9 protein-coding genes are annotated in these 14,288 nt (G+C 53.5%); 1 reads left to right on the top strand and 8 read right to left on the bottom strand.

What is annotated here, in order from left to right:
- Positions 1 to 5 precede the first annotated feature (5 nt).
- The 8 genes from ACS5NO_RS21400 to ACS5NO_RS21365 form a co-directional block, all read right to left on the bottom strand.
- The gene (locus tag ACS5NO_RS21400) at positions 6 to 3,428 is read right to left on the bottom strand and encodes a DUF7133 domain-containing protein (protein ID WP_439417031.1); all 3,423 of its coding nucleotides are present in this window, start codon (positions 3,426 to 3,428) and stop codon (positions 6 to 8) included.
- Between the two features lie 106 nt (positions 3,429 to 3,534).
- Positions 3,535 to 4,740, bottom strand: coding sequence for a lanthionine synthetase C family protein (locus ACS5NO_RS21395; protein ID WP_439417030.1), 1,206 nt, complete (start codon positions 4,738 to 4,740; stop codon positions 3,535 to 3,537).
- 9 nt (positions 4,741 to 4,749) lie between these two features.
- Positions 4,750 to 6,021 (bottom strand): beta-barrel domain-containing protein, encoded by a 1,272-nt coding sequence (locus ACS5NO_RS21390; protein WP_439417029.1) that lies wholly within the window; start codon positions 6,019 to 6,021, stop codon positions 4,750 to 4,752.
- A gap of 3 nt (positions 6,022 to 6,024) precedes the next feature.
- Positions 6,025 to 8,259, bottom strand: a complete 2,235-nt coding sequence (locus ACS5NO_RS21385; RefSeq protein WP_439417028.1) for a peptidase domain-containing ABC transporter — start codon at positions 8,257 to 8,259, stop codon at positions 6,025 to 6,027.
- An 11-nt stretch (positions 8,260 to 8,270) separates the two neighbouring features.
- Positions 8,271 to 11,513 carry a lantibiotic dehydratase gene (locus tag ACS5NO_RS21380; RefSeq protein WP_439417027.1) on the bottom strand — a complete coding sequence of 1,081 codons (3,243 nt, stop codon included), beginning with the start codon at positions 11,511 to 11,513 and terminating at the stop codon, positions 8,271 to 8,273.
- 149 nt (positions 11,514 to 11,662) lie between these two features.
- The gene (locus tag ACS5NO_RS21375) at positions 11,663 to 11,800 is read right to left on the bottom strand and encodes a class I lanthipeptide (RefSeq protein WP_191908921.1); all 138 of its coding nucleotides are present in this window, start codon (positions 11,798 to 11,800) and stop codon (positions 11,663 to 11,665) included.
- 152 nt (positions 11,801 to 11,952) lie between these two features.
- Complete coding sequence (locus ACS5NO_RS21370) at positions 11,953 to 12,885, bottom strand: LLM class flavin-dependent oxidoreductase (RefSeq protein ID WP_439417026.1); 933 nt, start codon at positions 12,883 to 12,885, stop codon at positions 11,953 to 11,955.
- Positions 12,886 to 13,030: 145 nt separating this feature from the next.
- Entirely contained in the window at positions 13,031 to 13,180 is a 150-nt protein-coding gene (locus ACS5NO_RS21365) for a class I lanthipeptide (protein WP_439417025.1), read from the bottom strand.
- 410 nt (positions 13,181 to 13,590) lie between these two features.
- On the opposite strand from ACS5NO_RS21365, the gene ACS5NO_RS21360 reads away from it, so the two are divergent.
- A complete protein-coding gene (locus tag ACS5NO_RS21360) occupies positions 13,591 to 14,238 on the top strand; it encodes a response regulator (RefSeq protein ID WP_439417024.1) in 648 nt (215 codons plus the stop codon).
- The last annotated feature ends 50 nt before the right edge of the window (positions 14,239 to 14,288 follow it).

Raw genomic sequence — 14,288 nt, 5'->3', positions numbered from 1 at the left:
TTCCGTTATTTCTTCAAAGTCGCCAGAAACTCGACCACATCGCGGATTTCCCGTTTGGACAAAATGTAGCCCATCGGCGGCATGCTGGAGGGAAGGTTTTCCCGTTTGTCGATTCGGGCAACGGGCACTTTCAGCGGTTCCGCTTCGGACGTTTTCAGGACGAGTTCGTGCGCGTTTTCGGCGTTGAGAACACCACTGACGGTTTGTCCATCCTTCAGCGTTAGCGAAACCATGCCAAAACCGGGGGCCAGTCGGGCACTCGGCTCGATGAGGGCCTGCAGGATCTGCTCCCGGGTCAGCACATCGCCGATGCCCGTCAGCGACGGTCCAACGGCTCCGCCCTGGCCGCCAATGGCATGGCACCGAACGCATTGTGCCGTGGAGTTGGTATTGAAAATCCGGCGACCTGCTTGCGCATTTCCGCCAAACAGCGCATCCTGGTATTCCGCAATGCCGGTTCCGGTTCCCCGCAGCGGAGCCAGTTTGGCAATCAGAGCCGCTGATTTGGTGGAATCCACGGCTTCACCGAGTTCCAGCGCCAGGCTGGCCGGCAGTTGTTTGCTGATCATTTTATCGATGACACCGGCCAGAATCGGTTCGGTTTTTGCCGCGGGCATACTCCCCAGAACGCGCAGCAGTTGCTGTTGTTCTTTCACGGTTCCTTTCTCAAAAATCGCTTTCGAAACGTCCGCCAACGCTTCCGTCGACAGATTCAGGCCACTCACCAGACCGAGTGCCGTGGTGCGAACATCGGGGTCGGCATCGTTCATGCCCTTTCTGATCACCGTCTCCATCGCCGGGTATTTCAACTGGTGCAAAGCCGTCAGCATGGCCGACCGAACCTCGGGTGATTGGCTTTCGTCCATGATTTTGGCGAGGCTGGCGGCTTTGTCGGTAATGCCTAAATTGCTCACCATCTGCGAAATCGCCACCAAAACCGTAGGGTCGGTTTCCTGCAAAAAGACATCGGCCTGCTCCTGGATTTTGGCTTTCACCAGCGCCGGATTGCGTTCAACAACACCCCGGTAACGTCCGTCGACGCGGTCCAGTGGAGACGGTTTGGCCCAGGTTCCGAGGGTCGCGAGGGCTTCGGCCCGGAGTTCCTTGTCCACGTCTTTGCGTTTGGCAAAGGCAATCAGCGTGCTCAGTTGTTCGTCGGTTCCCACCCGCAGGGCCGCATTGATGGCGCGACGCAGAAGCGGTTCGGAGGTAAACCGGGTTTCTTTCAGCGTTGCCGCCAGGGCCGGTAAAGCCTTTTCGATGGACAAATCGTCGTTGATGGCGCGGGCCGCTTCCGTCGCGATGTATTCGTCTTTGTCCTGCAAAAACAGCGCAACTTTTTCGCTGCTTAACCGGCGAAGCACCAAAACTGCGGCCAGGCGCAGGGATTTGTTGGGATTGTTGGCCAGTGCCACCATCGGTTCAACCTGCCCGATGCGCGATAGGGCCAAAACCGCAGCGTGACGCAAATACACATCTTCGTCGTTGTTGGCCTTGATCAGGTCCAGCAGCGGTTCGATAGCGGGCTGGTATTTGATGCGTCCCAATGCCTGAGCCCCGAAGAATTTTACGCGCGGGTTCTGGCTCGTCAGCAAGGGAATCAGAAGCGGTCCGGCTTCCGAAGCAGCCGCATCACCGAGAACTTTGGCGGTTTGGGCCACGATTTCGAGATCCGCATCTTTCAGTAACGGAAGGAGGGAAGCGGTGTAGGATTTGTCCTGCCGCTCCAGTTGCCCCAGGCCCCAAATGCCGTGAATCCTGGCCAGTTGGTTGCCGGTTTGCGCCACGGCTTTCTGCAACACAACCGCTCCTTTGGCCCCGCGTTTGACGAGTTCAAACTGCGATTTCTGGCGAATGCGCATGTCCGGGTTCGACAGCAGCGACAACAGCATGTCGTCCGTTTGCGTCCCGTAATTCAACACCATCAGGCGTTTTGTTTCGGCCCGCAACGCTTTCAGGTCGTTTTTGTCGTCGGTTACATCCAGTTTCCAGACCCGTCCGTAATTTTTGGCGTCCCAGCCGTTGATCCAGTCGGCGATGTAAAGGGCTCCATCGGGGCCGAACCGGATACCGGTGGGCAGAATCCCGTTCAGAATATTCTTCTCGCCATCGAGCACGAACGATGCGCCTTTCGGTTTCAGGCCAAACGACCAGATGGGCGAGCGGGCCGGATTCCCCACGAATTCGACCAGGAAAAATTTGTTTTTCCATTCCGAACCCAGGGCCGTGCCGGGGTTGTAGACCATGCCGGTCGGGCCGTTGTGGAAGTTCTGAATCGGTGGAATGATGTAAGCCGCCTGACCTTCCCAGCGGGGCGTATACAGTTTCTCGTCCATCCAGACCTTGTAACTGTTGTTCTTCGGATCGGTGTATTTGCCATACTGCCAGTTGGACCGCCAGCCTGCATCCGAGCCTTCGACAACGTGAACCAGCCGCTCGCTTTCGCCGGGGTGATCGCCGTCGTTGTCGGAACTGATCAGGTTGCCGTAGTCGTCAAATACAAATTCGTGGGTGTTGCGCAAACCGCCCGCAAATACTTCGAAATCAGTGCCGTCCGGGTTGGATCGGGCGATGATTCCCTCGTTGGGGCGTTTGTGGTTGACCCCTTCGGCGGTGGTGATGTTGGCACCGATGTCGCCGATGTTCCAGTAAATCTTGCCATCCGGTCCTTCAATCGGATTCGACATGCCGTGGCCGCCAAAACCGATGTGAACGCCGTAGCCGTGGCTGATTGATGTTTTCTGATCCAGCATACCGTCGCCGTTGGTGTCTTTCAGCCGCCACAAATCCGGGGCAATGGCCACAAACGCGTCTTCGGCCCGGATTAGCAAACCACCCGCTACGTCGGAAACTTCTTCGAAGAAGTCGTTCAGAATCCGGGTTGCTTTGTCGGCAATTCCGTCGCCGGTGGTGTCTTCCAGCCGCCAGACTTCGTCTTTTTCAACGGCCAGGTCTTTCCAGTCGTGGCTGCCGTCGCCGTTGAGGTCTTTCAGCCATTCGTTTTCTTTGCTTTTTTCGGGCGCGAAGGTGCTGCGCAGAAATGCCCGCCGTTCCTCGACGGATTGCAGGGCGATGGACGGCGTCATCCAGTCGCGGTGGCCCCGGATGTCGAATTCGGAGTTTTTCTGCCGGTTGGTTCGGGTCAGGTACACCCGCCCCTGGTCGTCGATGGACATGGAAACCGGATCGGGAGCCAGCGAATCCGACGCCCAAAGGTCAACTTTGAGTCCATCGGCCAGCTTGATGGCGGTGTTGTCCCGGATTTCTTTCGCCCGGGTGCGGGCGGTCGCCGGATCTTCCTGAACGACCAGCGGTGTGCTGGCGGTTTTGGACGACCCGGTTGGGCTCATTTTCATGCAGGACACGACTGCGACGGCGAAAAGTCCCGAAATGAGCAGCGGTGTTCGAAAGCGGTTGGGTTGAATCATTGAGTAGTTGTCCCTTCATCTGGTTTTCATCCACGAAGATAAAGGATAAGATCAATGATGTAGCCGGTTTTTCTATTTTTCAGTTACCAGCTTAGCCCTATAGAAGTCACCGCATCAGTAAAAACCGCTCCCAGGCCGGATTTGCGCCGAGCTGTGACAGCAAAACCATCCCTACGCTGGCGTCACCTTCCAGCAAACAGCGTTCTCCGCGATTGGGCAGGGGCGTAACGGACGACACCCCGTCGATTTCCGGGGAGGGCAAGGCCTGATTCAAGGTGGCATCCAGCCAATACCGGGCGGTTTCGTCGAAAACCGGGTTGGGGTACCAGCGGGCAAATTTGGAAAACAGGTGGCTGAGTCCACTCGATCCGTGGCAGAATCCCGTGTCGGACACCAGCGTTTCCTTGCGGCTGCGACGGATGGCGGCTTTCAGCATCGTCTGTTCTGCGATCTGTTTCCAGCGGGTATTCCCGAAGATTTCACCCGCCAGTTGAAACGTGTGCGCGATGCCCGGATCGCCGTAACACCACGCCAGCCGACTGAATTCATCCCGGGTTTGATCATCCAGGAGTTGTCTGGGAAATACCGCCGGATGGTCAGTATTGCGGACGCTCCACAACCACTGCAAACCGCCTTCAACCAGCCGGGCGCATTGCGGCCGGGCGTAGCCATTCTGGTACAGCAGACTCAGGAGAGCGACGATGCTGGCCGTACCGTGCGACAAGCCCGGGTTGTAGGAAACCGACTCATCGGCGGGGTCGTTAAAATTTCGGAAATGCCAGGTAATTGATCCGTCGTTTTTTTTGATGGCTATTTTATCCAGTTGGGCGACGATTTCCTTCAAATAATACACGATTTCGGGCGTCCGAGGGCGTTCCAGGAAATACAGACAAGCTCCTAAACCGGCGTGTAAATAATCGAAACGGCCTTTGCTCAGGTCGTCCATCGAAAGCAGAAAGAGCGGTTCGTCGAGCGCGGCCACAATTTCCTGTGGATCGTCCTGACTGTCGGCCAGAAAACCGTGGTTGTGGAGGTGCAGAAAACCCCAGGCAATGCCGGAAATACCGCCCGCGAAGGTGTGATCGACGGCCCCCGATTGAATGGCGTCGATGCCCGCACTGAGTCGTTCCCAGACCCGACTGTTGTCGGTTAATCCGAACTGACGCTGGTAATACGCTTCAAAAATCGCGTAGCCGACCTGCCCCGACAGCAGCGACGGGTTTTCGGCCACCGGTTCGGCCGCAACGGTATCGTAAAGTCGGTGGAGTTCCGTTTCGATCCGGGTTTGGGTATCGGTCAACAGTGCGTTCATGGCTGGTAATTACTCCGTGAGTTCGGTGGCTACTTTTTTGAAGTTTCGGAACGTGTACTCATACAGCGTTCGTTCGTCGAAAATGATGTTGCAATTTCCCTGCATACCAATTTGGATGCGCTTATCAAGTCGTTGATAATCGGTGAGTTGCACCTGAACGTTGAAGAGGCCCTTCTCGTCGGGCGTAATCGAAACCTGGCTCACCCGGCCGCGCACGGTTCCCCATTCGTACACCGGGAAGGCATCCAGTTTCAGAATCACTGGCTGCCCGACTTGCACCTGCCCGATGCGCGACGAATTCACCTGCGTGTAGGCGTACAGGGGCGCTTCCTTGTAAATCAGTTTGAGGACAATCGAACTGGCTGCGGCTTCCTTCTCGCCGTCGAAGACAAACGAAACCGTACCGGCTCGCTCGGCTTTCAGAATCAAATGGTTGTTGGCCGTAATTTCATACTTCCCAAACCGCCCTTCAATGCGTTTGTGCATCGCATCCAGCGAGCTGCGGAGCTGCGCGCCCTCGCCCCGGAAGTCGGTATCTTTTTTGGTTAGCTGCTTTTCCAGGCTTACCATTTCCAGCCGTTTGGTCTCGATTTGCTGGCGCAACGTTCGTTCTTCCTGCCCGAAATTCTGCGTCCCCGACTGGTAGGCGGATTGCGCCCGCAACCAAGTGGCCTCGTAAGCATTCAGGTCGTTTTTGCTGATGTCGCCAGTGCGGTATAGATCCTGGTTGATTTTGAAAATCCGCTGAGCGTCTTCCTGCTCAAACTTCAGCTTCACCAGTTCCGACGCCCATTTATTCCTTTGAACGTCGATCTGCGTTTCTTTCAGCCGGATGTCTTCCCGAATCTGCGCCATCGTCAACTCAATGATCTGCTGTTCTTTGCTGGCCGAAACCGTCCGGTATTTTTCGTATTGACCCACCGCCGTGTTGGCTGCGGAGAAATCGGCCACCAGCGCGGCCACATCCGGGGCGCTTACTTCCAGCAAAGGCGCTCCGGCGGCCACGATTTGACCCGGTTTGACGAAGGTTTTTTCCACGTAAATCGTCGAAGGAAACCGGTACATTGCTTCGGCCACTTCGGATTTGACCACGAACGGCACGGCAATCATGTCCGGAAATTCAATGACAAAACCCATCGCGCCACCGACCACCGTCAACAAAACCGCAAACCAGCCCAGACGACTCAAAATCCGCTGGCGAACGTCGGCAATGGGCGCATCATCGACGTGGTATAAATTCTCGAACTGGGTGATTTCCAGATCAGCTAACAACGGGTGCATGGTTTAATAGTCGATGTACGTTTTGATGAAATCGTAGTAAATGCCTTGTCTATCAATCAGTTCGCCATGGTTGCCCTGCTCGGCGATGGTACCGCCGTCGAAAACCAGAATCCGGTCCACGTTTTTGAGCGTGTGCAGCCGGTGCGCAATGGAAATGATGGTCTTGCCTTTAAACCGCTCGTAAATGTTGTCCAGAATCCGGCGTTCCGTTTCCACATCCAGCGCGCTGCTGGCTTCGTCGAGAATAATGATGTCGGGTTGGTCGGCCACGAAAAGCCGGGCAAAACCGATCTTCAAAACCTGTCCGCCCGACAGATTGCTGCCAAAACTGCCGATCATGTGGTTGTAACCCAGGTGATTCGCTTTGACAAACTGGTGCAAATCCGCCAGTTGGGCGGCTTCCGCGATTTGCTCCATCGAAGCCGACAGGTTGGCGCAGCGGATGTTTTCCTTGATGGTATCGTTGAAAACGTAGGTGTCCTGCGGAAACAGGTGAACGTGTTTCCGGAGTGTTTTCGGGTGAATTTTCCGCAGTTCGGTATCGTCGCAAAAGATTTGGCCTTCGTAGTCGGGATAAAGGTTCATCAGCAGTTTGACGAAGGTGGATTTTCCCGTGCCGTTTCGTCCGACAATGCCGATGCGTTCGCCCTGCCGGATTTCGCAGTTCAGGTTCTTTAAAACATATTTTGCGTCTTTCTGCTGGTAGCGGAACGAAACGTTGTTGAAGCGAATGGACTTCCCTGAAAACCGGGAAACCTGCTCCTGAACATTCGCGGATTCTTCGTCTTCCAGAAAAATCTCGTTGACTTTTCCGAAGCTGACACTGAGTTGCGTCACCATCATCCAGAGCATGCTGACGCTGTTGATCGAGTTCATCAGAATCATGAAAATGGCCGTAAACGCCATGTATTGACCAATCGTGAGTTCACCCGTAAAAATCTGGTACGCACCGACCCAATACACTGCAATCTGGCTGAAAATGAAAATCAGCCGCTGCATTGAGTTGATCAAAATCTGCTTTTCCTCGTCGGCCATCACCGAATTGATCGATTCGCGGTGAAGCTGTTTCCAGCGAACGAGTTTGTATTTTTCCAGCGACAGCAGTTTGACGGTTTTGATGCCCAGAACCGTATCCAGAAAACCGCCTAATGACGCCTGATTTTTGTGGTATACTTTCGACCGCAGGTTTTTAATGATCGGGATAAAATAAACCGTCGTCAACCCATAGGCCACGAAACACACCAGCGCGATGGTCGCCAGTTGCGTGTTGAAACCGAAGAGAATCGGGAAGTAGATCAGCATGAAAAACACATCCAGAAACTGCTGGATGATGATCGGGTTGGTCAGCGCCCGAATGCCGATGCCCTCCTGAAACCGCGACATGAATTCTTCGCGCTTGCGGCTGTCGTAATATTTCTGTTTCAGTGAAATCAGCCGTTCGAAGAACTTGCCCATGAACTCGGTTTCGAAGCGGAACCGGTAGTGCATCATCAGCATACTGCGCCCGTAGGTCAGCACGACCTGCACGACAAAAACCATCATCAACCCTGCCAGAATCCCGACCAGCAGCTTTTTGTTCTGGTTGATCAACACGTTGTCGAGCATCGTTTGCGTAAACAGCGGCAACACCAGCCCGACGAGTTCGAGCACCAGCGAAAACAGGAAAATCTCGGCCAGCACGCGCTTGCCTTCTTTCAGAATCGGGAAATATAATTGCCGGAAAACCGACGCCTTTTTCGCCTTGTGTTCGTTGGCAACTTCCTCCAGTTCCGTGTTTTCGAAAAATGTTGAGGTCGGTTTTAATTCCAGAACAATACCGCTGAACTTGTTGCAGAATTCGTCTTTTTCGTACCGGGCCTTGCCAAAAGCCGGATCGGCCACGCGCACGTACGCATCCGTGGCTTCGTACACCACCACAAAATGCTGGCCCTCGTAATGGGCGATGCACGGCAGTTGAATCTTCTGTAAATAGGGATAATCCAGTTCGTAACCTTCCGCCTTGAAACCGAAGCTTTCCGAAATCTCCATCAGGTCATACAAACTGCTTCCTTCGGTGTTGATTTCGGCCAGTTTGGTCAGTTGGTGCCGAACGTCCTGCGCGCCGTAATGCTTGAAAACCATCGCCAGACAGGTGGGGCCGCAATCCATCCCGGCACTCTGATCGAGGTGCGGAAACCGGTCTACCAGCGCATAAGGGCTCATTTTTCCACCCAGAATGGTTCTCAAAACGTTTTTCATTGGTTTCATGGCTAAAACGTTACGGCTTCGAGGAGAGCATTTTTCTTCGCCAGTACCGTGCGGCCATAGGTGGTCCGGTAGTACTTGTGGAGATGGTAATAGAGCGAATATTCGACAAACCGCTGCCGGGTGCGGAACAATCGGTTGGTCGTCATGTGAATAAGGCTGCCCAGCAACGACGTCAAAGGAATTTCCAGTTGATTCTGTTCTTTCAGTTGAAGAATGGTCTGGATGAAAGGCCGCAGCGTTTCCCGGCGTTGCTGGTTCAGGTCGTAGAAAAACTGGTGATCCTCGTTGGTTTCAGCCCACAGCTCTGTGATGGCGGTTTCAATTTCTTTGTACCGCGTATCCAGTTGCTTTTTCAATACCGAGTTGTAGCCAAATTCCTGACCGAATTGAGCGGCTTTTTCGTCCGCAAAATCCAGTTTCTGTTTCAGGTCAAAACCGATCTCGTCCAGCAGCGTGTCGATGAGTTTCATGCCAAACCGCCACCGGCATTCTTCGCCTTCCGAGCCTTCGATCATACTCAAAAACTGGAGAATGGTTTGACTGTCCCGGTGAAAATACTCCTCGACGGCGTCGATGGAATTGCGTCCGTAGCGTTCCAGTTCGCGGTTGTAGGTGTCGTTCTTAATGGCGGTGATTACGTTGGTGGCCACGTAAGACGCCAGTGCATCGTGCAATTCCTGAATGATGGTCCCCAGAAAAGCCGGGTCGATGACGTGAAAGCGGAACCGGATGTGGAGTTGCGGATCACCGTAGCGGATAAAGAAAAACTGGTCGGTCCAGCCGAGCTCGGCAAACCGTTCAGACAGCGGATGCAACACCGTCGTCAGGATCGCATCGGCGGTTTTAATTCCGGTGTAAATCTTGTAATAGAGCCATTCTGAACCGGCGAAGAATTTGCGGTTTACTGTTGCCCCTAAAGTCGTGCGCGACCCTGGCATTGCCCCTAAATCCCCTAAAGGGGACTTGGGCGCGGTAAAATCCAGATTTGCAAAGTCCCCTTTAGGGGATTTAGGGGGAAAGGCTGGCGAATCCGGCTCATTTTTAAAAGCCACCACAAACTGATTCGTATGCCAGCCCGCGGGCGACTGCGTAACGGCGTTGTCGGCCCGGAACAGAAACTCCTTGATTTGAAATTTGTCCTGCGATTTGATCTCATTGACGAACGTTTCGGCCAGCCACTGATTCTCTAAATCGACGTACAATTCGTTGTCGTAATCCAGCAAGCAGATATGCCGGGGAATACCATACTGGTCGCGCCAGCGGTCAATCTCGGTTCTCAGGCCCGGCCAGTCCGTTTTTTTGAACGCCGTCACCAGCGGTTTCACCTGCTGCGCGCGGCAATTCCAGCGGGCTTCCGACAGAACGATGTTGTCCAGCACAATCCGGGGAACATAGACAAAAACCGCATTGACTGGCCCCAGCGACAAACCCAACCACGGACGAATGGCCTGATTTTGGAGGGCGCACAGAAAATGATAAACATCCAGCGAATTGGTCTGGGCGTAATGGTGAGCGTTGGAAAGCTGGGGAACAATGATTTTGTTGAGCGACTTCGACCGCAACACCACGCGGTTTCCCACCACCCGAATCACCAAATCCGTCACCGGAATCTGGTGTTCGCTGTCAACCGATGCCTTGCCTAGGTACGGAATCTGGTAGTTTTTCAGTTGGGGGCGGATGATGATGTTGCCGGTCCGGGCTTCGGGCAAGTGAATGATGTCGGCGTAAATCACGTTGGGCCGGATCTGGTCTTCGGCGTCGCTGATCTGCTGAATCAGGTTCAAAATGGTGGGATCGGTATGACCAAAACGGCCCAGCAATGACGTGCCGGTGGTTCCGCCAAAACTATCGAGCACCAGCGTTTCCCGCCCGTTCTCGCGAATGACTGAAAACATAGCGGCATTTGTGGGCGGCAGGTTAGGTCGGGCGGGTTCAATGGCCAAGAGATCCTCTTCCGTAATGGCAATCTGGGCGGTGCGGTGGAGTTGAGCCTCCGCTACTTTCTGGAACAAAAACGCCTGTTCGGGAGCCACCGTCCAGGTCTTTTTGGCTTTGGCCCGTGAGCCAGCCGCCACGCCGTCTACCAGCGGGGAATCGTCGAAGGGTTCCTGATCGGCCGGGAAACCAATTCCAATTTCGGGGTCGAGCGCGACGACGAGCGGGATTTCTTCGTCTTCGTATTTTTCGGTAAAGCGGTTTCTGAAGTCATCCAACGCTCCCTCACTGGTGGTAGTCAGTTTGAGGAGCGTTGGAATTTTGGCGACTAATTTATTGAGAAGTCCCCGGTTCAACTGGCCGGAGAGCGTGGGTAAATAGGTGTCGATCTGGAAGAGAACTTTGCGGTCGAACGGGGTGGACAGGTGGCTCAGTTTGTGCTCTACCTGGCTTAGTAGTTCGATTGAAGTCTCGTGCTCCCCACTTTCCAGGGTTTTCAGATCAACGGTAACCTCCTGCAACAACGCCACAATCCGGGCGATTTCGTCAGAAGGATGCTGGCTGCCAATCGTTTGCAGAATGGTCAGAATTTGGACTAAAAAGTTTTCGCCCGTCAGCGACGGCTCCAGTTCGCTCACCAGCAACTGGGCATCGATCACCGATTCAACGAAATCCCGGGCATCGTCTTCACTGATTTCGTCGCTGATTAAAACCGCATACAGGCTTTCAGTCCGAACGCCCGAGTTGCTTTGGTCAAGTACAGCGGCTAAATACGCGCTTTTTTCGGCGCTGCTCAGGTGGTGAACCCGTTGGCCCTTGTCATACCGATACGTGACGTAGCGGTATTGGTCATTGATTTCGTACAGGCTCGAATTCGGAAAAAAACGGAGATACGGCTTTACATCGGGGTGTTTTTCCAGATCCTGCGCCAGCGCGCAGAGGTAATTCATGTCGAGCCGAACGATCCGTTTCAGGCTACCGGTATTCGCTATACGTATATTCGAGTTGGTGGCCTCGATGGGCGCTGTGGCAAAACCGCCGAACAAACCAAAGGGCGTGCAGCGGGTGGCGTAGCGGGACAGATATTTGATCAGTGAATAGAGTACCCGCCGGGATTTTTCGTCGGGCTGACGGCTGAAATCGAACCGGATCGCTTCTTCATACAAAGCGGGTGAGGCAATGTAGAGGGCTTCGAGGAAAGCCGGATGTTGAAGTTGCTGGCTAAGCTTGGTCCAGTCCGGATTGTCGATGGCGGCAAAACTGGCAAGGGGAACCCGAACAAAAGCGGTTTCGAAAGCAATCGTCTTCATGACCGGAATGGGTAGTGTGTAGGGGGTGGTACTGGTAATACGGGAAGAACGAAGGCGCTTTTACACCCCTTCGTTCCGCTCTGCCATTCAACTTGTGAAAGAAGAATCGGAGCTATTCTCCGATCTGGCGTATCGCAAGCCGGTTTTGCTTACGGTTCGCAAATTTTGCTGGTACAAGCCGAAGCGGTTTGGTGAGAGCGACCACCGATGACATTCTGGGCCTGGTTTTTCGACAGAGCGATGATTTTGTCGGTTTTCAACGTGATTTTTGAAACTTGCTTTTTCATGATTTGTTGTTTTGAACTGGTGTGATTGATGTGCTTACTCTGGTGCGGTTTTCAGCGTCCCCGGCGGCTTTTCTGTTTTGCCGATACAAACTTGGCGGGTTTTGAAACGATAGTGAAATCGGAACTTGTAACTGGTCGGGATAGATTGATAACTAGTAGGAAATGGCATAAACGTTGCTGGCAGCGTCGGTATACTGCGGCAGGGTATTGGCCAGTCTTTCGATTCCGTCCTTTTTATGACCGGTTTCTTCCGCCATGTTCAGGAAAATGAATTCCGCCACGCCGTAGATTTCCTGCAACCTCGCCACTTCATCCAGGATGTAAGCCGGTGAGCCAATCAGTTCGTTACAGACGCTGACCGGGCGTTCAAGGGCTTCCCGGATCTGGCGGGCTTTCGCTCCGGTTTCGGCGCAGACACCGGCCACGGCGAGATTGATTTCCGGCTCCCGTCCGTGTTTTTCGTAAAAAACCGCCCGGTATTCCTGAATTTTCTCCGCATCCCGTTTATGATCCGTGATTTCGGTATGAAACAGGGACTTGCAAAGGGACGTTGGCTGACTGGCCAGAACCGCCGGGTTTTTCAGGCCCGCCGTGAGTGACCAGTAGGTGGGTAGATACCCGCCGACGGGCGCAATCAGGCTGGCGTTTTCTTCCGCAAAGAGATAGTCGTACAAGGCCCGGCAGTTCCCGGCAAACCGTTCCACTTTAGGGGCAGAACTGGACAAATCGAGATCCGGAGCCAGAAGCATTCCGATTTCCGGTGGAACTCCTCCGCCAGCCACACCCAGATCGATGCGGTTGGGAAACAGGTTGTTGAGGACTTTGAACGAAGCCGCCACGCGGTACGGATTGTGGAACGCCATCAGCAGCCCTGCCACGCCGACTTTGATGCGATCCGTCAGGCCGGCAATGATGGGCAGCAGCACTTCGGGGTTGTGGTAGGCTGTCGGGGTGCCGTAATGCTCGCCCAGCCAAAACCGGGTGTAGCCCAGTTCCTCGGCCTGCTGCGCATAGTCCAGTACATTTTCAACCATATCCATCGGACTGACACATCCGGTTCCGAATTCAAGAAGACCCAATTTCATAATAACAAGGAGTTGAAAGACAAGCGAATGCCGCAGGCCGGGTTTATCAAAGAAAAGAAGACTCAACAGCCCTGGGTTAGAAAGGCCGCTGAGTCCGGAGATTGGTAAGTAGTATTTTTGCTTCCTGGAAGCGTAGGATGACGGATTACAACTCCGTTGGGCAATAACCCGCTGTGGTGCATCCGCCGATCGTTTTTTCTTTCGGCCGGCCGCCCATGACGTTAGAAGCCTGCGTTTTGGATAAGGCAATGATCTGATCGGTTTTCAGTGTCAATTTGGCAATTTGCTTTTTCATGATGGTAAAATATGGTGTGATGGTGTGCCTACTCTGTTCGGTTTTCAGCGTCCCCGGCGGCTTTTTGGTTTGTCCGATACAAACTTGGCGGGTTTTGAAAGGATAGTGAAACCGTAACTTGTAACTAGTTGCGATTAATTGATAACAGGCTGAAATTAGGCCGTAGATTGAAAGCGGTTTCGAAGCGGTTTGCTAGGGTTTTCCCTAATTTTCTAAAAACGGGGGTTTCCCCTATTTTATAACCTACCTCCTTTGTCCTATTTTTGCTAAACAATATTCAATTTATCCGTTTCGTACAATCGAAACAGTAAAGGGTTAAATTAAAAAGGTGGTTCCGTTGTTAAACTGAAAACCGGTTTTCTCCCCAACGGAGACGTCGAGTGCCCATCCGAGTTAACGCATACGAATTGATGATACGAGTACTGATTGCCGATGACCACAATGTTTTTGTTGAGGGGATTGAGTCGCTGATTTCGGGGTCTTCGGAAATTGAAGTGACGGCGCGCTGCTTTGATGTGTCATCGGTTATTGAACAGTTGAGTCATTCGCCGATCGACGTCGTTTTGCTGGATATTTCCTTTCCGCAGGTGGAAGATGGGCTGGCGCTTTGTGAACACATTACGCGTACGTTTCCGGCTACCAAAGTGATCGCCCTGACGATGCACGACGACGCCAGCCTGATCAAACGGGTGGTGAAAAAAGGGGCAAAAGGGTATTTACTGAAAAACACGACCAAGGTCGAGCTGTTGCAGGCGATTCGGACGGTCCACCGCGAAAAGCCGTATTTCAACGAAATCATTACGAATATTCTGCTACACGATGAGCCCCGAAACCGGAAATCGGGCAGCGGAACGGGCCTGAAACCCAACCTGACGCCCCGCGAATCGGAAGTGCTGACGCTCATTTCCCAGGGATTAACGACGCAGCAAATGGCCACGCAACTGTTCGTGAGTGTCAAAGCCATCGAATTTCACCGCAGCAGTTTGCTCATGAAATTCAGCGTTCCCAATACCGCGCTGCTGATCAAAACCGCCATGGAAATGCAGTGTATTGATTGACAGATGGTTCGGAATTAACCGACAATAAAGGAATTGATTCATCAGTTGTA

Origin of the sequence: Larkinella fluvii (assembly GCF_051857545.1) — a bacterium.
Classification (GTDB): Bacteria; Bacteroidota; Bacteroidia; order Cytophagales; family Spirosomataceae; genus Larkinella.
Note: the sequence above shows the minus strand (reverse complement) of the source record. Positions and strands in the feature narration are given on the sequence as shown.

Bases quoted from the DNA above. Each gene is read 5' to 3' on its own strand.
- ACS5NO_RS21360 (WP_439417024.1), top strand. From the start codon at position 13,591: ATGATACGAGTACTGATTGCCGATGACCACAATGTTTTTGTTGAGGGG.
- ACS5NO_RS21390 (WP_439417029.1), bottom strand. From the start codon at position 6,021: ATGCACCCGTTGTTAGCTGATCTGGAAATCACCCAGTTCGAGAATTTA.
- ACS5NO_RS21385 (WP_439417028.1), bottom strand. From the start codon at position 8,259: ATGAAAAACGTTTTGAGAACCATTCTGGGTGGAAAAATGAGCCCTTAT.
- ACS5NO_RS21365 (WP_439417025.1), bottom strand. From the start codon at position 13,180: ATGAAAAAGCAAATTGCCAAATTGACACTGAAAACCGATCAGATCATT.
- ACS5NO_RS21370 (WP_439417026.1), bottom strand. From the start codon at position 12,885: ATGAAATTGGGTCTTCTTGAATTCGGAACCGGATGTGTCAGTCCGATG.
- ACS5NO_RS21395 (WP_439417030.1), bottom strand. From the start codon at position 4,740: ATGAACGCACTGTTGACCGATACCCAAACCCGGATCGAAACGGAACTC.
- ACS5NO_RS21380 (WP_439417027.1), bottom strand. From the start codon at position 11,513: ATGAAGACGATTGCTTTCGAAACCGCTTTTGTTCGGGTTCCCCTTGCC.
- ACS5NO_RS21400 (WP_439417031.1), bottom strand. From the start codon at position 3,428: ATGATTCAACCCAACCGCTTTCGAACACCGCTGCTCATTTCGGGACTT.
- ACS5NO_RS21375 (WP_191908921.1), bottom strand. From the start codon at position 11,800: ATGAAAAAGCAAGTTTCAAAAATCACGTTGAAAACCGACAAAATCATC.